The 19608-nt window shown below is 62.1% G+C and carries 19 protein-coding genes; 12 read left to right on the forward strand and 7 right to left on the reverse strand.

From position 1 onward, the window contains the following. Positions 1 to 39 precede the first annotated feature (39 nt). The 5 genes from coxB to QFZ94_RS07700 all read left to right on the forward strand — a co-directional run bounded on the left by coxB (position 40) and on the right by QFZ94_RS07700 (position 5275). Entirely contained in the window at positions 40 to 726 is a 687-nt protein-coding gene (gene coxB, locus QFZ94_RS07680) for a cytochrome c oxidase subunit II (RefSeq protein ID WP_429456078.1), read from the forward strand. Further along, positions 723 to 3260 carry a cytochrome c oxidase subunit I gene (ctaD, locus tag QFZ94_RS07685; protein ID WP_429456079.1) on the forward strand — a complete coding sequence of 846 codons (2538 nt, stop codon included), beginning with the start codon at positions 723 to 725 and terminating at the stop codon, positions 3258 to 3260. The genes coxB and ctaD overlap by 4 nt, the downstream gene beginning before the upstream one ends. Further along, a complete protein-coding gene (locus tag QFZ94_RS07690; RefSeq protein ID WP_429456080.1) occupies positions 3257 to 3592 on the forward strand; it encodes a hypothetical protein in 336 nt (111 codons plus the stop codon). Before ctaD ends, QFZ94_RS07690 begins: the two co-directional genes overlap by 4 nt. 193 nt (positions 3593 to 3785) lie before the next feature. Then, entirely contained in the window at positions 3786 to 4556 is a 771-nt protein-coding gene (locus QFZ94_RS07695) for a tetratricopeptide repeat protein (protein WP_429456081.1), read from the forward strand. Between the two features lie 20 nt (positions 4557 to 4576). Continuing rightward, positions 4577 to 5275, forward strand: a complete 699-nt coding sequence (locus tag QFZ94_RS07700) for a hypothetical protein (RefSeq protein ID WP_429456082.1) — start codon at positions 4577 to 4579, stop codon at positions 5273 to 5275. Positions 5276 to 5686: 411 nt separating this feature from the next. Here QFZ94_RS07700 and QFZ94_RS07705 read toward each other — a convergent pair whose 3' ends face one another. Next, a complete protein-coding gene (locus QFZ94_RS07705; RefSeq protein ID WP_368583069.1) occupies positions 5687 to 5929 on the reverse strand; it encodes a hypothetical protein in 243 nt (80 codons plus the stop codon). A 22-nt stretch (positions 5930 to 5951) separates the two neighbouring features. On the opposite strand from QFZ94_RS07705, the gene QFZ94_RS07710 reads away from it, so the two are divergent. Together QFZ94_RS07710 and QFZ94_RS07715 are read left to right on the forward strand one after the other, a co-directional pair. Further along, entirely contained in the window at positions 5952 to 7730 is a 1779-nt protein-coding gene (locus QFZ94_RS07710) for an arabinofuranosidase catalytic domain-containing protein (protein WP_429456083.1), read from the forward strand. Positions 7731 to 7997: 267 nt separating this feature from the next. Continuing rightward, a complete protein-coding gene (locus QFZ94_RS07715) occupies positions 7998 to 8381 on the forward strand; it encodes a YunG family protein (protein WP_429456084.1) in 384 nt (127 codons plus the stop codon). Positions 8382 to 8448: 67 nt separating this feature from the next. Here the strand turns inward: QFZ94_RS07715 and QFZ94_RS07720 are convergent, their stop codons facing one another. Continuing rightward, positions 8449 to 9804 carry an MFS transporter gene (locus QFZ94_RS07720; protein WP_368583075.1) on the reverse strand — a complete coding sequence of 452 codons (1356 nt, stop codon included), beginning with the start codon at positions 9802 to 9804 and terminating at the stop codon, positions 8449 to 8451. 266 nt (positions 9805 to 10070) lie between these two features. On the opposite strand from QFZ94_RS07720, the gene QFZ94_RS07725 reads away from it, so the two are divergent. Beyond that, entirely contained in the window at positions 10071 to 11183 is a 1113-nt protein-coding gene (locus QFZ94_RS07725; RefSeq protein WP_429456085.1) for an extracellular catalytic domain type 2 short-chain-length polyhydroxyalkanoate depolymerase, read from the forward strand. 27 nt (positions 11184 to 11210) lie between these two features. Here the strand turns inward: QFZ94_RS07725 and eutA are convergent, their stop codons facing one another. The 5 genes from eutA to ehuA all read right to left on the reverse strand — a co-directional run bounded on the left by eutA (position 11211) and on the right by ehuA (position 15214). Next, positions 11211 to 11984, reverse strand: a complete 774-nt coding sequence (eutA, locus tag QFZ94_RS07730; protein WP_429456086.1) for an ectoine utilization protein EutA — start codon at positions 11982 to 11984, stop codon at positions 11211 to 11213. Between the two features lie 3 nt (positions 11985 to 11987). Then, entirely contained in the window at positions 11988 to 12647 is a 660-nt protein-coding gene (ehuD, locus tag QFZ94_RS07735) for an ectoine/hydroxyectoine ABC transporter permease subunit EhuD (RefSeq protein WP_429456087.1), read from the reverse strand. A 4-nt stretch (positions 12648 to 12651) separates the two neighbouring features. After that, entirely contained in the window at positions 12652 to 13311 is a 660-nt protein-coding gene (ehuC, locus tag QFZ94_RS07740) for an ectoine/hydroxyectoine ABC transporter permease subunit EhuC (protein WP_368583082.1), read from the reverse strand. A gap of 74 nt (positions 13312 to 13385) precedes the next feature. Beyond that, on the reverse strand, positions 13386 to 14228 hold the full coding sequence (gene ehuB, locus QFZ94_RS07745; protein WP_429456088.1) for an ectoine/hydroxyectoine ABC transporter substrate-binding protein EhuB: 843 nt from the start codon (positions 14226 to 14228) through the stop codon (positions 13386 to 13388). Positions 14229 to 14311: 83 nt separating this feature from the next. Continuing rightward, entirely contained in the window at positions 14312 to 15214 is a 903-nt protein-coding gene (gene ehuA, locus QFZ94_RS07750; protein WP_368583085.1) for an ectoine/hydroxyectoine ABC transporter ATP-binding protein EhuA, read from the reverse strand. Positions 15215 to 15546: 332 nt separating this feature from the next. On the opposite strand from ehuA, the gene doeA reads away from it, so the two are divergent. The 4 genes from doeA (at position 15547) to QFZ94_RS07770 (ending at position 19076) form a co-directional block, all read left to right on the forward strand. After that, positions 15547 to 16767, forward strand: coding sequence for an ectoine hydrolase DoeA (gene doeA, locus QFZ94_RS07755; protein WP_368583087.1), 1221 nt, complete (start codon positions 15547 to 15549; stop codon positions 16765 to 16767). Positions 16768 to 16832: 65 nt separating this feature from the next. Next, complete coding sequence (locus QFZ94_RS07760) at positions 16833 to 17924, forward strand: alcohol dehydrogenase family protein (protein WP_429456089.1); 1092 nt, start codon at positions 16833 to 16835, stop codon at positions 17922 to 17924. A gap of 224 nt (positions 17925 to 18148) precedes the next feature. Then, on the forward strand, positions 18149 to 18520 hold the full coding sequence (locus tag QFZ94_RS07765; protein WP_429456090.1) for a hypothetical protein: 372 nt from the start codon (positions 18149 to 18151) through the stop codon (positions 18518 to 18520). Continuing rightward, positions 18513 to 19076, forward strand: coding sequence for a paar repeat-containing protein (locus tag QFZ94_RS07770; protein WP_410842404.1), 564 nt, complete (start codon positions 18513 to 18515; stop codon positions 19074 to 19076). The genes QFZ94_RS07765 and QFZ94_RS07770 overlap by 8 nt, the downstream gene beginning before the upstream one ends. The last annotated feature ends 532 nt before the right edge of the window (positions 19077 to 19608 follow it).

The raw sequence follows: 19608 nt of genomic DNA on the forward strand, positions 1-19608 counted from the left end.
TCGCATCGAATGCCTGGTGCTGCAAACCATCATAGCTGCTTGCGTCTGGCGGTCCAAGCCGGATCGCTCGCCGCGTTGTCCGGCTGCACGGGGCCGCTGTCGACGCTCGAACCATCGGGTCCGGCCGCCGCATCGATCGCCGGGCTATGGTGGGTGATGCTGGCCGGCGCCGCGATCCTGTTCGCGATGGTGCTCGTGCTGTTTCTGCTGACGGTGTTCCGGCCCGGCTGGGGCTCGCATGTGCCGCCCGCGCGCTGGATCGTGCTCGGCGGTCTCGTGCTGCCCGCGGTGATCCTGATTCCGTTGATCTGCTACGCGCTGTACGCGGGCGAGTTGTTGCTGCCGCTGCGTGCGCATGCGCCCCCGCGCATCGAGGCGATTGCGCAGCAATGGCGATGGACCTTCCGCTATCCGGAACTCGGCAACGTCGAAACCGACAACGTTCTGCATCTGCCCGCTCGCACGCCGGTCGACATCACCGTGACCAGCATGGACGTCGTGCACGCGTTCTGGATTCCGCGTTTCGCGGGCAAGATCGACGCCGTGCCGGGCCACCACAACCTGCTTCGGATCGAGGCCGACGAACCCGGCCGGTACGCCGGACAATGCAACGAGTTTTGCGGCATCGGTCACGCGGGGATGCACTTCACCGTGATCGTCGATCGTCCGGAAGATTTTCCGGCTGCGGTCAAGAGCGCCGCCGCCAACGGGGAGGTGAAGAAATGAGTGTGCCCGTCGAGCCGCCAACACAGGGCATCACCGCGCTGCGGCTGCATCGCCAGCTTGCCGCGATCTGGGGCACCGGGCCGGGCGTACAGAAGCTCGCGGCGGTCAACCATACGATCCTCGGCATGCGCATGATGATCACGTCGTTCGTGTTCTTCGCGATCGCCGGGATTCTCGGCATGCTCACGCGTGTACAACTCGCGACACCGCATGCGGCCTTCATGGATGTCGAGACCTATAACCAGGTCTTCACGATGCATGGATCGATGATGCTGTTCCTGTTCGCGATCCCGATGGTCGAAAGCTTCGCGGTCTATCTGACGCCGAAGATTCTCGGCACGCGCGATTTCGCGTTTCCGCGCCTGACCGCTTACGGCTACTGGTGCTATCTGTTCGGCGGCACGATCCTGACCGTGTCGCTGATTCTGCGCAGCGCGCCCGACGGCGGCTGGTTCATGTACACGCCGCTCAGCTCCAATGTGTACACGCCCGGGTTGAACGCCGACGTATGGCTGCTCGGCATCACGTTCGTCGAAATTTCGGCATTGTCACTCGCGATCGAGATCGTCGTGTCGATCCTGAAGATGCGCGCGCCGGGCATGTCGCTCGATCGGATGCCGATCTTCGCGTGGTACATCCTCGTCACCGCGATGATGATGATCGTCGCGTTTCCGCCGCTGATTCTCGGCTCGATCCTGCTCGAGGTGGAGCGCGCGTTCAACCTGCCGTTCTTCGATCCGACGCGTGGCGGCGATCCGCTGCTGTGGCAGCACCTGTTCTGGCTATTCGGCCACCCCGACGTCTACATCATCTTCCTGCCGATGGCCGGCGTGCTATCGACGATGATCCCCGTATTCGCACGACGCCGCCTGATCGGCTATCGCGCGATCGTCGTCGCGATCATCGCGCTCGCGTTCCTGAGCTTCGGCATCTGGGTGCACCACATGTTCACGGTGGGCATTCCGCATCTGGCGCTCGCATTCTTCTCGGCGGGCTCGGCGATCGTCGCGGTGCCCACCGCGATCCAGTTCTTCGCGTGGCTCGCCACGCTGTCGCACGGCCGCCCGCGCTGGGATGTGCCGATGCTGTACATCTTCGGCTTCTTCTTCGTTTTCACGTGCGGCGGGCTCACAGGCGTGATGCTCGCGATCGTGCCGTTCGACTGGCAGGCGCACGACACCTACTTCGTCGTCGCGCACATGCACTACGTGGTGGCCGGCGCGCTGGCGTTTCCGATGCTCGCCGCGTTCTATTACTGGCTGCCGCTGCTGACCGGGCGCACCGCCGTGCATAAGCTTTCCGTGCCGGCGTTCTGGCTCGTGTTCATCGGCTTCAATATGACGTTCTTCATGATGCACCTGACCGGCCTGCTCGGAATGCCGCGGCGCGTCTTCACATATAGCGGCGACGAAGGCTGGAACGGGCTCAATCTGCTGTCGTCGGTGGGCAGCTTCGTGATGACGATCGGCTTTGCGCTCGTCGTGATCGACATCATCGTGCAATTGCGTTTCGGCCAACGGGTGCGGCGCAACCCGTGGCAATCGACCACGCTCGAATGGGCGATGCCGATTCCGCCCGCGCCGTATGCGTTCGCGTCGATCCCACACATCGACGCCGAATCCGAAAAGGTCCCGCCCGGCCAGCTGGCTACCTCGCTCGCGCGCGGGGAAGGCTATCTCGGCTTCACGCGCAACGGCTGGCAGGAGGCGCTAGGCGTGCATATGACTTCGGGCGTGCCCGAGCAGCTGATCGTGCTGCCGAACTCGACGTATCTGCCACTCGCCACCGCACTCGTGACCGCGGCGGCGGTGCTCGCAATGCTGTTCAAGTTCTATCTGCTGTCGGTTGCATTCGCGTTCGCGACGTTCGGTCTCTTCATCTACGCAGGCCAGAGCGCGGGGCACGCGCGCGATTACGGCGCGCTGTCAGTCGGGCGCGGCGTCACCGTCCCGCCGCATACCGAGGTGGCCGGTGCGCCGTCATGGCTTTCGATGATCTGCGCGCTGGTCGCGGACGGCACGCTGTTCACGTCGCTGGTCTTCGGCACGTTCTATCTGTGGATCGCCGCGCCGAACTGGCCAGCCGCGGTCGCGCCGCATCCGAACCGTCTGCTCGCACTTGTCGCAGTCGTCGCGCTCGCGGTGGCCGCAGCCGCCACGCGTGGCTCGTTACGCGCGGCCGCCGCCGAACGCAAACCGCACGGCACGATCGGGCTCTCCGCGATCGCGCTGATCGTCGCGCTCGTCGCCTGCGTGATGCTGATCGACGGCGTGACACCGAATCCGCGCGAGCATGCGCTCGGCGCGACGGCCGCGGCGCTACTCACGTATATCGCGGTTCACGCGGGCGTCGGGCTGCTGTTCCTGATCAGCAACGTGCTGCGCGTCGGCGCGGGCTTCGTTTCCGCGCGGCGCCTGACCGATCTGCGCCTCACGCGCCTGTGGGTCGATTACACGCTGGCGACGGGCATCATCGCGCTCGGACTCGTGCTCGCGTTGCCAAGCCTCGTCGCCATGCTGGGAGCCAGACCATGAATGCGCGTCCGCTTTCGCCACGTCGGTTGTGGTGGCTCGCTGTCGGCTTCACGATCTGGTGCCTCGCGTTCGTGATCCTGTATGCGCTGCATGCGATCGGCTGCGCGTTCGCGTGGCCGGCCGGCCCGCTGCGCGCGAGTCTTGCGATCATTCTGCTGCTGCATTTGGTCGCACTCGGCTGGCTATGGCGCTATCGCGCCGTGACCCGCGACCCTGGACCCGAACGTATCAGCTCGTTCATGCATACCGTCGTCGTCTCGACCCTGATCGCGGCGCTGGTCGCGAGCGTGATCACCTTCGGGCCCGCGCTGCTGCTCACCACCTGCGTCTGAACGTGGACTGAAAAGGGCGAGTGCGGCTGCGAACCGGGTAAGGACGAGCACCGAGGCAGTCCGCTCGTGCTACTGTACGGCGGCAAGACCTGGGACTCGTTGACGCTCGGCGAACTGAATGTGCCGCGCATCCGCTACCATTCCGAGCGCTATAGTTTCGTCGCTTTTCTTCATGCTCGAAGGTTGAATCGATATGCCCTACTTCTTTGGAATTGGACTTCACGTTTTCATTGCGATCTTTTTCGCTATTCACGCGATGCGCAATAACCAGGGCATCTACTGGCTATTCATTCTGTTTGCCTTTCCGCTGCTCGGCAGCGTCGTGTACTTCTTCGCGATCTATCTGCCGGGTCTGCGCCATACGCGCGGCGCGCGAGTGGCCACGCAGGCGATCACCCAATTCGTCGATCCGAATCGCGCGCTGCGTGAAGCACGCGCCGCTTTCGAGCGCTCGCCGACCGTGCAGCATCGGATGCGGCTCGGCGAGGCCTTGCTCGCGGCCGGCAATCCGCGTGAAGCACTCGAACATTTTCAGGCCGCGGCGAATGGCCCCTTTGCGAACGATCCAGCGCTACTGATAGGTCTCGCGCGCTCGCAGTTCGCGCTCGGCAACTACACGGCCGCCGATACAATATTGGCGAATCTGTTCTCGATCAATCCGCACGCGCGCAATCAGGGCGAGCCGGCGCTGCTGTACGCGCGCACGCTGGCTGCGCTGAACGCGCCGGGTGCGCGAGCGGCATTCGAACACTCGCTGACCTGCGCAACCGATGTCGCGCCGCGCTGCGTGTTCGCCGACTGGCTCGCCGCGCAACCGGAAGACGCGGACCGCCGCCGCGCCGGTGCGCTCTACGCGGAAATCGTGCAGGACGCCAAACATTGGCCGCGCCACGCGCGCGAACACAATCGCGAGTGGCTGCAGCGGGCGCAGGCCGCGTTGGCAGCCGGTGCGGCTCGAACGTGAGCATGCCGAGGAGAACATCGATGCGACGCGCAACCCGGTCTTTCGCTTTGGCGCTGTATGCCGCGATGGCGGCGACGGCTTTCGGTAGCGGCGGCGCGTCGACTTCCGCGCAGGCCGCTGGCACCGGCAAGCCGTTCAAATGGCCCGCCTCGTTCGTCGTGCTCGGCGATGGCTATCCGCACTCGGGCGATGTCTGCCGGCGGCTCGGCGAGTCGGCCGCGACCGCGAACTATCTCGATCATATGGCGATGCTGGTCGGTTGCCCCGGTCCGCGCGACAGCGCCGCCGTGCGCGCGATCGTCGAGCACCAGCGGCGCGCGCGCGTGGTCGGCGCAGCGGATGGCGTGACGCTGATTTCGATTTCCACGGAAGGCGCTCAGACCAGCTCGCAGAATGGCCACGTACCCGCGAAGGAATCGGCGATCAGCGCGAGCGGCACGCTGCCGTGCGAGCGCGGCAACGGACAGACCAGAACGATGTGCAAGTTCGGCGTCGTGCATCACAGCGATCGATCGACAACGGTCGTGGTCTACTGGCCCGACGGCATGACGCGAGCCATTTTCTTCGGCGTAAACGGCCGCGTGATGGGCACAGCCGCGTCCGCGAGCGATCAGCCGACGCCCGGCGACACGCTGACGCGCAAACATGCCGGCATCAATCTGATTTCGGTCGGTAACGAACGCTATGAAATCGAGGACACAGTTCTGTCCGGCGGTTGAATTGCGTTGAAGTACATCGGCGCAAGCCATGCGCGGGTGAAGTTCTGATTCGCCTCGCGTCACTTTTACTTCTATTCCCCTCGCTTCACGGCGTCGCGCTGATTCGACACGGCGGGCGCAATCACGTCATCGCGGCAGCACGCCGCGTGTCGCACGGGTCAAAATATTAGTAATAATTTCGTAAAGTCCCGCACGTATGCGCAATGCGTATGCCGCATACAGCCTAGATTCTTTCATTCTGCCGATGCTCGCATGCGGGATTACCCCATGCAAGCAAATCGATATTCTTGACTAATATTATTACCTGCCAGGTTCGACGCCAGCCCCACGGGCTCCCTTGCGAAGCAACCAACACCATAACGACTCTTTATCCCGATCCGTACGCCTAAGTATTTCCAACCAATCAGCGGTTCAACAGGAGGAGGTCATGATGTCGAGAAGAATAGGATTAGTGGCGGTCTGGCTGGCGATGGCCGTCGGACTCGCCGCGTGCAATGGCGACAATAGCGGCGTATCGACATCGCCGGTGGCGAACGCAGCCACGTCGAACGCGGCGGTATCCAGCAACGCATCGCAATCGAATTCGAACGCATCGGCGAACAACAACTCGACGACTCCCCCACTGCCCTGCGACGCCGCCGCGACTGCCAACACGCCCTGCTCCGCCGCGCACAGCGTGACCCGGCTACTGACCAAGAACTACACCGGCCCGCTGTTCCAGATTCAACGCGCGTCCGACAACACGACGCTCGACGTCTATCCGTACACCAACAGCACGCTGAAGGGCGGCGACCGCTCGCTGGTCGGCTCGGCGAATGTGCAGAGCGCGCAATCCTTCTGCAACAACACGACCTGCTCGGTTACCTACATCTACGATCAGATAGATCTGGTCGCGCCGCTGAAAAACGGCGCGTTCGGCAATGTCCCGGCGACGCTGACGCTGAACCAGGACGGCACTGAATCGCTGACGGTACAGAACGGCAGCAAAACCACCACCGTGCCGGTCCTCAACGGCTTCGCGACGATCACGCTGCCCGGCACCGCCGGCACCCTGACCGTGCAACTGCTGCAACCGCCGACCGCGTTGACCGCACAGGCGCCGACGCAGCAACTGACGATCGGCAACGACTTGCCCGCGCTCCCCGGCACACCGGCCAGGCTCGGGTTCGTCACGACGAACGGCGTGCAGATTGCTGCTCTCGGCACGCTCGCCGGGCAGGCCTATCGGAAACGCTTCGGCACGGTGAACCAGTCGATCGGCGATAGCGAAATCGCCGAGTACATGGTCGCTGGCGCGCACTACAGCCAATCGTCGACCTGCTGCGGCACCTACGGCAACATGGAAAGCAGCGCGAATCCGAGCACCTATGCGCACGGCGAAATCGAAGGCGAAATGTTCGCGCTCGCGTTCTCGAACGGCAATGCGGCCGTGTTCGGCTATTGCGACGGCGACTCGATCCAGCCGTCGAACGTGAAAGACCCGGTGTGCAATGCGCTCGACACCAACTGGCCGGGTGTGGACGCCGAAGCCGGCGTCTATCTGTACGGCCCGCAGCAGCCCGCGCAAGAGAAGTTCGTTACGGTGCTGTCGAAGTACTCGCCGATCAACGCGTCGAATCTGTTCGCGGTCAAAGGCGGGGCAGCCTCGCAAAACGTGTTGACGTCGCTGTACGATCAGGCGCCGCCTGAAGCGCTGATCTTCGGCAACGATGCCGGTCACGCATTCAACGGCCAATGGCAAGGCGGTCTGTCGCTCGGCGAAGGCGGTGATGGCAGCGCCGCGCCGATCCAGTTCTTCGAAGGCGCGATCATCACGAAGGCGACGTCCGATACGACCGATAACGTGATCCAGTCCAGCATCGCCAGCTTCTACGGACCGCCGGCCGACGCAGCCGCGTCGGCCTGCTATGCGAACAACCTGATCAATTCGCCACTCAGTCTCGCGACGCCGGATGCGTGGTTCCAGTCGAACGGCGGCACCGCCGTGCCCGCTACCGACATCTCCGGCGTCAATCGTGGCGCCGCGACGGTCACGAGCACGAATGGTTCGTCCGTGTCGAACATCCACGAAGTGATCCGGGTACAGGGCGGCCAGTCGTACACGTTCACCGACTATGTGCTCGCCACCACCAACGCAACGGTGTTCCCCGGCGGCTCGATCCAGACCGACGACCCGAGCGGCACCGAGTTCGGCTGGGTACTGAACACGAACACCGGCGCGATCGTGCGCGGCACGTGGGGCGCGGGACAAGCAACGGCGCTAAGCGCGGTCAAATCCGGCAACTGGTGGAAAGTGACGATGACGCTGACCGCACCGGCGGGATCGAACAATGCACAGGTGTTCATCGATCCGCCGACGTCGAACAGCGCAGGCGTGCGCTCGCAACAGGCCGCGTATCTGAGCGCGACGCACTACTGCCCAAGCCTCACGATCCTGAGCGGCGCGAAGTCGTAAGCATGATCAGTGCGACGCAGTTATCGGTGATTCGTTGACGCGTCGCGCGATCGAAGGCACACTCGCTCTCTATGCAAGCCCTCACGACCCACCCGATCGCAAAGCATCATCGTGCGCATGCCCGCGTGGGACTGCCTGTGGGGACTCGCATACGCATACGCCGCTAGACATCATTCGCAGCGACATGCGCCAAAAAGCTCCGCCGGCAACGACGGGGCTTTTTGTTTTTCACGACCTTATCCGCTCATCGAACGAAGGATTGCCGCCATGACACAGGAAGCACAGACACCTGCCGTATCGAAGAACTTTGCGACGCCCATCGACCTTTACCGCGCCCTTGCGCGCGTATGGGCCGGCGATACGTCGAGCCCGACCCACGCTTGGTTGTCGACGAATCCGGCACAGAATCATTGCAGCGTGACGTCTCTGATCGTGCAGGACTGCTTCGGTGGCGAGATTCTGACGACGCGAACGTCCGGCGGCACACACTTCTACAACCTGATCGACGGCAAGAGATGGGATCTGACCGTCAGTCAGTTTGCCGAGCCGATTCCATTCGACGATACGCTTTCGAGTCGCGAGGCGGCGTTCGCGGATACGTCGCGTGAGAAATATGAACTGCTGAAGTCGAGGCTCGCGAAAGCCAGCTGAAATAAACGCTCAATCGAACATGCGTGGCCAAACCGCGTCGATATGCGGCTGGCCACGCTAGCTGACTTCAACCTACCACTTCCTGCTTCCCCGGAATGCCCTGTCCGCGCAACGAACAGCCGCGCGTTTCAGGCACGAAGACGAGCGCAATCGCACCAACGACGCACGCCGCCATCATGTAGTAGGCAGGCACCAGCGCATTGCCCGTATGCGCGACCAGCCATTCGTTCGCCATCGGCGCCGTACCGCCGAAGATCGACGTCGACACGTTATACGCAATCGCCATCCCCGCGTAACGGACCTGCGTCGGGAACATTGCGGGGAACATCGCCGAGATGCTGGCCAATTGCGGCACGTACAACAGCCCGAGCACCGCAAAGCCGATGAACGCGCCGGTTACGCTCAGCTTCATCAGCAGGAACATCGGAATCGCCGCGACGAACAGGCCGACCAACGAAAACCACCACACGTTCTTGCGTCCGACGCGATCCGAGAACGTGCCCGCAAACGGCAGGAACACCATCATCGCGAGCATGCCGATCAGCGGCACGAGCAGGGACATGTTGTCGCTCATGCCAAGCTGCTTCTGCATGAAGGTCGGCATATAGGCGAGCAGCACGTAGTTGACGACATTCAAAGCAACCACGAGCCCGCCGAGCTGGATCAGAGGTCTCCAATAGTCGCTCAGCAACGCCTTCAGCGTGACGCAGCTATGCTGCTCCTTGTGCATCGTTTCTTCGAGCTCGCGAAAGACCGGCGTGTCTTCGAGCTTGGAGCGCAGATAGAAGCCGATCAGGCCGAGCGGTGCCGCAATCAGAAACGGCAAACGCCATCCCCATGCATGCATCGCCGTGTTGCCGAGTACGACCGAGCAACCGAGCATCAGAAACGCGCCGAGCGAGAACCCCGACAGCGTCGCGAATTCGAGGAAGCTGCCGCAAAAGCCGCGCTTCTTGTCGGGCGCGTATTCGGCCATGAAAGTCGCCGCGCCGCCATATTCGCCCCCCGTCGAAAAGCCCTGGATCATTCGCAGCACGACGAGGATCGCCGGTGCCCACCAGCCAATGCTCGCGTAAGTCGGCACGAGTCCGACCAGCAGCGTTGCCACCGACATCAGGATGATCGTCAACGCGAGCACGTGCTTGCGGCCGAGGCGATCGCCGAGCGGCCCCCAGAACAGGCCGCCTAACGGACGCACGAGAAACGAAATGGCGAACGTCGCGAGTGCGAACAACGTAGCCTGCGAAGTGCTGCCGGGGAACAACGCGGCCGAAATGTAGCTGAGGCCATAGGCGTAGATACCGTAGTCAAACCACTCGGTTGCATTGCCGAGCGCCGATGCGGCGATCGCGCGCCGCAGCAAGCTGCGCGCTTGCGCTTGCGGTTGCGCGCTCTGCGCGGTCCATGAATGTGCGTAATGCATGTCTCCTCCTGGGATGTCTCTATGCGACACAGGCAACGTCGCCCGAATCCACGATACCGGCGGCACACTTCTGCAACGATGTTCTAGGACGATGCAGGCATCGGGGTTTTCCATAAAGCCCGCACTGGATGCGGTAATCCGTACGTGTGCGTTGGCGATGAGTCGCGCGCGATCGGGAAAAACAACACGATTCGGATGCACTGACGCTTTAAAATTTCGAGCCGTCGTTCGTTCTACCGATAAGCATTCGAGTGCGAGGCCACCCGGTGAAAGCAGCGCTCCGCATATGTGTCACCGCTTTGTCGATGCCGTCGGCAGGCTGTTACGCCGAAGCTGCCAGCTATCCGCCATTGCCGGCGCTCAACATCGATATCTCGCAGACCTCCGTCTCCGGCCTCTCGGCGGGAGGGTTCATGGCGGTGCAACTGGCGCTCGCGTACTCGTCGATCATCAAGGGCGTGGGCGTCGTTGCGGCCGGTCCGTACTATTGCTCGCAAAACAGCCTTCTGATTGCCACGACCCGGTGCTCATGCACCATCGGACCGGCGAGCGCCTGCCGGGTCTCGCCTGACAGCACCAATGTGCCGCGGCTCGTCTCGATGGCCAGGACGTTTTCCGCCAATCGGCTGATTGACGATATCTCCCGGATCGCGGGCCAACGAATCGTCACGATATCGGGAGCGAAAGATGCGACCGTGCCTACGCCCATCGTCGCTCAGTTGCAGGCGTTCTATGCGGCGCTCGGCGTGCCGGCACAGAACATGACTCGAATCGGCATCGCCGATGCGGGCCACACGATGCCCACCCTCGACTACGGCGTGGCCTGCGCGAAAAGCGAATCGCCGTTCATCGGCAAGTGCAACGTCGATGGCGCGAAGCAGATACTGGGCTGGATCTACGGACCTGCTCCGCTCGCGCCGCCTGCCGCGGCAACGCCACCGGGACGCTTCATCCGCTTCGATCAGAGCCGTTATCTACCGGCCAACCGGCCAGCGGGCTTTTTGCGCAGGACGGGCATGGACACCACCGGATGGCTGTATGTACCGGGCACATGCGATGCGGGTGCGCCGTGCCGGCTGCACGTTGCGCTGCACGGCTGTCGGCAGGGTCAGGCCTATGTCCCGCTCGGCTCGCCGACCGGCCTCTCCTACGGCACCACGTTCGTCCGGCACGCGGGCTATACGCAGTGGGCGGACAACAACCGTATCGTCGTGCTATATCCGCAGGCGGTATCGATTCCAATAACCAACCCGAACGGATGCTGGGACTGGTGGGGATATACCGGCCGACATTTCGCCGATCAGCAAGGCGTTCAGATGCGCGCGATCCGCAACATGATCGAACGGCTCACGTCGGGAACGTCGGGCGCAAGCCACTGAGTGGCTGAAAGCCCGACGTCATTCGCATCAGCGCATCAGCAACGGCAGCGTCATCAAACGCCCCTGCTCCGGCCTCGCGTCGTTCTCGCCGCACAGCCGCAAACACATCCATGCGGTCGCGAGATTGCTGCTCACCACCGGCTTGCCCGTAGCCTCTTCGATTCGCGCGATGATCCGCGCGGCTCGCACCGCGGTGCACGAGATAAACAGCGCGTCGGAGTCCAGCGCCGTCGCCTCGCGCGCAAAGGCGACGATATCGTCGTGCGAAATCCGTGCCATCTCCCGGTCGTCGGTCAAACCGACGCATGAGAAGCGATCGATCGCGAAGCCTTGCGCGGCGAAGTACTCCGCCATTGGCCCGCTCGTTTGTGCCGTGTACGGCGTCAGCACGCTGATACGCCGCGCGCCGAGCGTGTCGAGCGCAGTGACCGCGGCCGCCGTTGGAGTGACCACTCTGGCCGATGGCTTCGCCGCATGAATAGCGCTCTCGATCTGCGCATCACCAATCATCACGGACGCCGACGTGCACGAATACATTACGACGTCGAGCGTTTCGTCGGGCAGAATCAGCGCCGCGCCCGCGGTCAGTGACGGTTGCATCGCGCGCAGATTGTCGGGCGTGACCGGGTTCGCATACGGCACGCGATTCACGTAAATGCCGATATGCTCGTTCGCAACGAGTGCCGCGAAATCCGGCTCGGTGGTGTGATCGGTCGCGAGAATCACGAGGCCGATACGTTTGTCGAAAGCGCGTTCGACCAGATGCGGCGCTCGCTCGAACCGCCGAATAGTTATTTGCATCGTTCAATGCCCCGGAGCCGGAAACCGCTTTTCAAGTACGCGCACAAAGGCTACCGCAATCAGGCTGATGATCAGGAACAGCACCCCGACCAGCGTCATCGGCTCCAGATAGCGGTAGTCCGTATTCGCGATGATCTTCGCCTGATTCATCAATTCGAGGACCGTGATCGCCGACAGCAACGGCGTTTCCTTGAACATCGAGATCAGGTAATTGGCGAGCGCGGGCACCATCGGCGGCACCGCTTCGGGCAGGATCACGTGCTGCCAGGTTTGCGCAGGGCTCAGATTGCAGGCCTTCGCGGCTTCCCATTGCCCGCGCGGAATACTTTCGATGCCGGCACGATAGACCTCGGCCGCGTATGTCGCGTAATGCACGCCAATTGCGAGCACACCGGCCGCGAGCGCCGGCATCCGGATGCCGATGTCGGGCAGCACGTAGAACACGAAATACAGCTGCACGAGCAGCGGCGTGCCGCGAATAAAGCCCGCAACCGCCGACGTGCCGCGCGACACCACGCGATTCGGCGCCAGCCGCAAAATGGCAATCACCATGCCGACCACGGCCGCCACCACCGCGCCCAGCAATGTAGCGAGCACGGTGATCTCCAGGCCTTGCAGCAGGATCGGCAGAATCTCGCGCACGAAGCTCCAGTCCCATTCCATTCGTCTATCTCCTGATGCGGTCGAGACCGAAACTCATCCGGCTTTCCAGCTTGCGCATACCGAACGAGATCAGACAGGCCATGCCGAAGTACAGCGCGAGAATCGTCGCGAACGGGATCAACGTATTGCCGGTTTGCGAGCGCACCACTTGCGCCTGGAAGGTCATGTCGCCGAGCGAAATCAGCGATACGACGGCCGTGCCCTTCAGCAGCTCGATCGCGTTGTTGCCGAAGGTGGGCAGCATCAGCGGCAACGCTTGCGGCAGGATCACGTGCCGCATGCGCTGATAGCGGGAAAGATTCAAAGCGATGCACGCGCTGCGCTGCTCATGGCCGATCGCGGCGACCGCGCCGCGCACCACTTCGGCGCCGTACGCGCCGACGTTCAGCCCAAGCGCGAGCACGCCGGCCTGCAGCGGCGTCAGCGTGAGGCCGGCCATCGGTAACACGAAATACGCCCAGAACAGCTGCACGAATATCGACGTGCCGCGAAAGAACTCGATATACGACGTGGCCAACGCGCGCACCACGAAGAAGCGCGACAGGCGCCCGAGCCCCGCGACGAACGCCATGACGAGCGCGAGTACCGCGCCCATCAGCGTCAGTTCGACGGTTGTCCGCGCCCCCTGCAAAATCAGCTGCAAATAACCGGACCAGTGGTTCATCGACGTACCTCGCGCGCAATGTATCGGAGGCCATGCGCGCGACCGTGCCGCGCGCATGGCGTGCTATCGCGGCCTCAGTTCTTCGCCGCGCACTGTTGTTCGCGGCTCGCCGACATCGCCGCCTTCGCCGAGAAGCCATAGGGCTCGACGATCTTCGCGAACTCGCCGGAATCCTTCATCTTCTTCAGCTCGACATCGAACGCATCGCGCAGCGCGGTGTCCTGCTTGCGAAACGCGACGCCGTCGCATTGCACCGGCGTGTTCTGCACCGGCGCGATCGAATCGAGGTTCGGGTCTTTCGCCTTTGAAAGCAGATCGGTGATCGAAAGAAGCGGCAACGCGAATACGTCGATGCGGCCGTCCTGCAGCATCTTCAGACCGCTTTGCCCGTCCGGCACGATGATCACGCGATCGGTCGGAATATTCGCGGCGGTCGCGAGCTTCTGCTCGGTGGTGCCCCCTTCCACACCGATCACCGCTTTCGGATCTTTCGCGATTTCCTCGTAGGTCTTGATGCTCTTCGTATTGCCTTTCTTGACCGCGAACGCTTCGACCGCGCACAGCACCGGCTGCGAATAGGCGACGGCCGCGCAACGCTGCGGCGTCATGAACAGCCCCGCCGCAATCGCGTCATGCCGCCCGGCCGCGAGGCCCGGAATCATCGCGCCATACTCGGAGACCGACGCGACGACGTCGTTGACGCCCAGCTTCTTGAACCCCGCGCGCGCGACATCGGGCGCCGCGCCCGTCACTTTGCCGTCGGCGCCGACTGCGGTGAACGGCGGTTCGTTCGCGATCGCGATGCGCGCGAACCCTTGCTGGCGCAGCTGCGTGAGCTTGTCGTCGGCGGCATATGCGACGCTCGCGAGCGTCAGCAGAGACAACCCTCCCGCAATCAGAATCCCCTTCAGTTTCATGATCTCTGGCTCCTATGGCGTAGTGGTATGACGTAGTAGTGGGTGATGTGCAGCATGGGAAAAACAATCTGTTGCGGCTCGGCTCAGATTCGATGCCCCGCGGCGAGGATCTTGCGCAGGAAGGTCTGGGTCCGTTCGTGCGTGGGATGCGTGAAGATGTCCTCGGGCTTGCCTTCCTCGACGATCCTGCCGCGATCGAAAAACAGCACGCGGTCGGCGAAATCGTGCGCGAAGCCCATTTCGTGCGTGACGAGCAGCATCGTCATATCGGTTTCGCGCGCGAGCCGTTGCATCACGTTCAGGACTTCCTCGACGAGTTCGGGGTCGAGCGCGGACGTCACTTCGTCGAACAGCATGATTCGCGGCGCGAGCGCGAGCGCCCGCGCGATTGCCACGCGCTGCTTCTGCCCGCCCGAAAGTTGTGCGGGACGGCTTTTCGCCTTGTCGGCCATGCCGACCATGTCGAGCAGTTCCAGCGCGCGCTTCTCCGCCGACTCGCGGCTCTCGCCCTTCGTCAGCATCGGCGCGAGCGTCACGTTGTCGAGCACGCTCTTGTGCGGAAACAGATTGAAGTGCTGAAACACCATGCCGATCTTTTCGCGCATCTTCTGCAGATGCCTTTCGTTCGCGGGCACCATCTGGCCGCCACGCGGCATATGAAACAGTTGTTCGCCGTCCACCTCGATATGGCCGCCGTCGATCGTCTCGAGCGTCATCAGGATGCGCAGGATCGTCGTCTTGCCCGATCCCGACGGACCGATCAGCGCCAGCTTCTCGCCGGGCATCACGTCGAGCGATAGTTCGTCGAGCACGGTCAGCGCGCCATATCGTTTCGTGATCCGGTCGAGTCGGATCAACGGCTTATTCGCTGGGCTTTGGTCGCGGCGCGCCTGAGTGTTTGCGGGCGTCGCCGTACGCTCCGAGGAAAGACTTGCCGGGGCGATGCCTGAAGCGCTCAATAGATCGGTAACTCGCGCAGTGTTCATATCGATTCGATCCCGTTCGTCGTACGTGATTTGACTCAATGGAATGCGGCTGCGGCGCCGGAAATGCCAGTGATGCGAACCAGAATACGCAGCCATATTTGCAAACCAGATTGCTCTAGAACAATTCTTTTTTCCGCGCGGACCAAGGCGAGCGAAGGGTGCACTGCAACAAGACCACAAGCATGCTTCGATAACGTCACCAACATTGAACTAGCACATTCGGAGGCGTTTTTTCGCGGCATTAGACTGCGGCGAGAAATACCCGTGGCGCCGCATTCACGTGCACCGCGCGCCACTTCCCGCAACGACGTCACGCTCAGAGAGAGGGGAAGATGTCAGATACGACGCAACAGGAATCGCGAATTGAGGTGCCCGTCGTGCGCCTGCCGTTCGAACGCGACGAATATGCCGCGCGTCTTGCCAAGACGCGCAAGGCGATGCAGGCGGCCGGCATCGAGCTATTGATCGTGTCGGACCCGACCAATATGGCCTGGCTCACCGGCTATGACGGCTGGTCGTTTTACGTGCATCAGTGCGTGCTGCTCGCGCTCGATGGCGAGCCAGTCTGGTTCGGCCGCGGTCAGGACGCGAATGGTGCAAAGCGCACCGTCTTCATGCAGCACGACCAGATCGTCGGCTATCCGGATCACTATGTGCAATCCACCGCGCGGCATCCGATGGACTATCTCGCGCGCGACGTGATCGCGGCGCGCGGCTGGGCCAACGCGAAGATCGGCGTCGAAATGGACAACTACTATTTCAGCGCCGCCGCTTATCGCTCGCTCGTCGCGCATCTGCCGGACGCGAAATGGCAGGACGCCACCGGCCTCGTCAACTGGCAGCGCGCGGTCAAATCGCTACGCGAGATCGAGTACATGCGCGTGGCCGCGCGCATCGTCGAGAAGATGCACGCGCATATCGTCGAGCGAATCGAGCCGGGCATGCGCAAGAATGACCTTGTCGCGGAGATCTACTCGGCAGGCATTACCGGCATCGACGGTCATGGCGGCGACTATCCGGCGATCGTGCCGCTGCTGCCGACCGGCGCCGACGCGGCCGCGCCGCATCTGACCTGGGACGACACGCCGTTCGCGAAGGACGCCGGCACGTTCTTCGAAATCGCCGGCTGCTTCAAGCGCTATCACTGCCCGCAGTCGCGCACCGTGTATCTGGGCAAACCGCCGAAGCATTTCATCGAGGGCGAGCGCGCGGTGGTCGAAGGAATCGAGGCCGGGCTTGCCGCGGCGAAACCGGGCAATACCTGCGAGGACATCGCCAATGCGTTTTTCGCGGTGCTGCATAAATACGGCATCGAGAAGAACAGCCGTTGTGGCTATCCGATCGGCGCGAGCTATCCGCCCGACTGGGGCGAGCGCACGATGAGCCTGCGTCCCGGGGACAAGACCGTCCTCGAACCCGGCATGACGTTCCACTTCATGCCGGGCCTGTGGCTCGACGACTGGGGCCTCGAAATCACCGAGAGCATCCTGATCACCAGGACCGGTGTCGAGACCTTCTGCCGGACGCCACGCAAGCTGTTCGTCAAACCGTAATCGCACGGGCGTCGTGCCCGCATCGACTCGCGAAGCACGATGCCCGTCCAGACAAGAGGGGAACCATGCTTCCGAAAACGATGAAGGCCGTCGTGCTGACCGGGCACGGCGGTCTCGACAAACTGGTCTATCGCGACGACGTGCCGGTGCCGTCCTGCGCGGCCGGCGAGGTACTGATCGATGTGACCGCCTGCGGTCTCAACAATACCGACGTGTGGGTCCGCCAGGGCGCCTACGGCACCGACGACGACCCACAAGCGGTCTCGACGTGGCGACGCGGCCGCTCGACGCTGACGTTTCCGCGCATTCAGGGCGCGGATATCGTCGGACGCGTGGTCGCGGTGGGTCGCGGCGTCAGCGATGCGCGTATCGGCGAGCGCGTGATCGTCGACGCGTCGATCTACAACCGCGACGACGACAGCCTCGCCGATATCGACTACATCGGTCACGGCCGCGACGGCGGCTACGCCGAATACACGGCCGTGCCCGCGGAAAACGCACATCGCGTCGACTCCACGTATTCCGACGCCGAGCTCGCGACGTTCTGGTGCGCTTATCACACCGGCGAGCAGATGATCGAGCGTGCAGCCGTGAAGCGCGGCGAAGCGGTGCTGATTACCGGTGCGTCCGGCGGCGTCGGCTCGGCCATCATCCAGCTATGCCGCGCGCGCGGCGCAATTCCGTATGCGGTGGTCAGCAAGGGCAAGGAAGAAGCGGTGCTCGCGCTCGGCGCGCAAGGCGTGATGCTGCGCGACAGCGGCGACTTCATCGCGGACGTCGAACGGATGACCGGCGGCCGGCCCGTCGACGTGGTTGCGGATCTGGTTGGCGGGGCGCTGTTCGGCAAGCTGTTGAACGTGCTGCGGCCAGAGGGACGATATACGACCGCGGGCGCGATCGCCGGGCCGGTCGTGCAACTCGACTTGCGCACGATGTATCTGAAGCAATTGCAGTTGAATGGATCGTCGCAGGGCACGCGCGGCGCGTTCAGACGCGTGCTCGACTATATTCAGAGCGGTACGATTCGGCCGGTTCTCGCGGCGACTTATCCGCTGTCGAAGTTTCATGAGGCGCAGACGCGGTTTATGGAAAAGCGCTTCGTGGGGAATATCGTTGTTGTTCCGGATCGGCATTACGGCGACGAAGCTTCACATTAACTCTCATTGCGATTAAAGCACCGGCCGATGCATTACGGCCCTTCCCAGCTCTAGCCGCATACTGTCACCCTCCGAGCCCGCCCCTCATGGCGGGCTTTCTTTTTCGCGCGTAGCAGTCGTCGTCAATGTTTTTCAAGACAGTCTTATCTCGATTTAAAGCTGTTGACGTGGTTCGTTTCGATGGGTAAGTATCCGACATCGCCTGGAAATTCATGAGGAATCCAATGGAGAAGCAGATTCGGGAAGGCACTGGAAAGCAGACCCAAGACGAGGAGGTCTGTGACCTTTGTCGCATTACCTATTCGATCTACGCCAACTTCCCGCCGATGCCGTCGGCACAGGCTTTGAATGCAGAAACCGGAGAGTTCTTTCCCTTTGACCGGCTGCGTTCGCTATCAACCGGTTATGACGAGCAATTCCAACTCCTCGACACTCACACAAGTAAGCCTTTAGCAAGCGTTGAATATGCGATCGAACGGGCAAGCGGCGATATAGAACATGGAATGACCGACGCGAGCGGCTATACGCACCGTCTTTCCATGACCAGTTCGGCTGAAGAAATCAATATCTATTGCAACGGGGCGAAACATGCCTAAGACCGTAATCTCCCCGTCGGGTAAGCATCTCAACCATGCCGCGCGAAGAATGACGACGAGTACCGCCGACAGCGCCGCGAAACAGGTTCGCGTTGCGTCACGACAGAAGACGCGCCTCGAAGAGAACGAGGAATATTTTAAAGATGCCAACGTCAAGGCGTTCCTCTATATGATTGGGAAATCTGAAGGCGGCGACTATCACGCGAAGTACGGGTGGTATCCGGGAAATACGACGTGGACCTTTACCGACGAATCAACTCACCCGGGGCCGGGTAAAGATGGGCACACTACCGCTGCCGGTCTGTACCAGATTAACAGAGCCGCGTGGACCGAACATGGCAAGAAGGCGATGGGTCTCGACGATTTTTCCCCGCACACTCAGGACCTTATCGCGGTTGAAGACGTTCGCGTCCACAATGTAATTGACTCGGTGATGGCCGGGAACATTAAGCATGCCATTGAGAAGCTAAAGCCTCATGAATGGGTGTCCTTTCAGGTTCATGACTTTACGACTCTGAAGGCTTGGTTTATTGCGGGCGGTGGGACACCAAAATGAAAAATACTGCTATCGCGCTACTACTCGCAGGCCTTACGGCTGGTCATACAGTTGCCTCAGAAATCTTGTTCGAGAATCGAACTGAAGACCCAACGAGCGGATGGGATCACGTCACTCATGCGTTCGCAAGCGCATTGATGAAACATGAAGAGCGAGCGCAGGATTTAACTGGCTATGCACAAGCGGGCGAGATACCGAAGGACCCAAGCACAAGGCTCGTATGGAAGACCGTCCCAATTAGCCTTAGGGGGCGGGAAATCCGATTCGTGCGGCCCACCTTGGACCCATATTTCGCACCTTTCTATGGCGCCCATCAATTCCAGCACTGGCTTGTTTCTAACGGGCGTATCCTGCATGAAGGAAACGCTGATGTTTTTCAGATCTTGCAAGTGGAGCATGATGGAATGCGAGACATCGCAGAGACGGCTTGTACGGCGATAACGTGTTACACAACCCAGTTTCGCTTCAATCAAAGAAGCGGTCGCTACGAAGCAGCATCTTGCCGAGCAAGCACAATTTCCAGCGGTTCTGA

Source organism: Paraburkholderia sp. JPY465 (genome assembly GCF_050436725.1).
Taxonomy (GTDB): Bacteria; Pseudomonadota; Gammaproteobacteria; order Burkholderiales; family Burkholderiaceae; genus Paraburkholderia; species Paraburkholderia youngii.

Excerpts from the sequence above, each read along its gene's own strand:
- QFZ94_RS07700 (WP_429456082.1), top strand. The coding sequence starts at position 4,577 with ATGCGACGCGCAACCCGGTCTTTCGCTTTGGCGCTGTATGCCGCGATG.
- QFZ94_RS07720 (WP_368583075.1), bottom strand. The coding sequence starts at position 9,804 with ATGCATTACGCACATTCATGGACCGCGCAGAGCGCGCAACCGCAAGCG.
- QFZ94_RS07765 (WP_429456090.1), top strand. The coding sequence starts at position 18,149 with ATGGAGAAGCAGATTCGGGAAGGCACTGGAAAGCAGACCCAAGACGAG.
- QFZ94_RS07760 (WP_429456089.1), top strand. The coding sequence starts at position 16,833 with ATGCTTCCGAAAACGATGAAGGCCGTCGTGCTGACCGGGCACGGCGGT.
- ctaD (WP_429456079.1), top strand. The coding sequence starts at position 723 with ATGAGTGTGCCCGTCGAGCCGCCAACACAGGGCATCACCGCGCTGCGG.
- doeA (WP_368583087.1), top strand. The coding sequence starts at position 15,547 with ATGTCAGATACGACGCAACAGGAATCGCGAATTGAGGTGCCCGTCGTG.
- QFZ94_RS07715 (WP_429456084.1), top strand. The coding sequence starts at position 7,998 with ATGACACAGGAAGCACAGACACCTGCCGTATCGAAGAACTTTGCGACG.
- QFZ94_RS07770 (WP_410842404.1), top strand. The coding sequence starts at position 18,513 with ATGCCTAAGACCGTAATCTCCCCGTCGGGTAAGCATCTCAACCATGCC.
- ehuA (WP_368583085.1), bottom strand. The coding sequence starts at position 15,214 with ATGAACACTGCGCGAGTTACCGATCTATTGAGCGCTTCAGGCATCGCC.
- eutA (WP_429456086.1), bottom strand. The coding sequence starts at position 11,984 with ATGCAAATAACTATTCGGCGGTTCGAGCGAGCGCCGCATCTGGTCGAA.
- ehuD (WP_429456087.1), bottom strand. The coding sequence starts at position 12,647 with ATGGAATGGGACTGGAGCTTCGTGCGCGAGATTCTGCCGATCCTGCTG.
- ehuB (WP_429456088.1), bottom strand. The coding sequence starts at position 14,228 with ATGAAACTGAAGGGGATTCTGATTGCGGGAGGGTTGTCTCTGCTGACG.
- ehuC (WP_368583082.1), bottom strand. The coding sequence starts at position 13,311 with ATGAACCACTGGTCCGGTTATTTGCAGCTGATTTTGCAGGGGGCGCGG.
- QFZ94_RS07690 (WP_429456080.1), top strand. The coding sequence starts at position 3,257 with ATGAATGCGCGTCCGCTTTCGCCACGTCGGTTGTGGTGGCTCGCTGTC.
- QFZ94_RS07695 (WP_429456081.1), top strand. The coding sequence starts at position 3,786 with ATGCCCTACTTCTTTGGAATTGGACTTCACGTTTTCATTGCGATCTTT.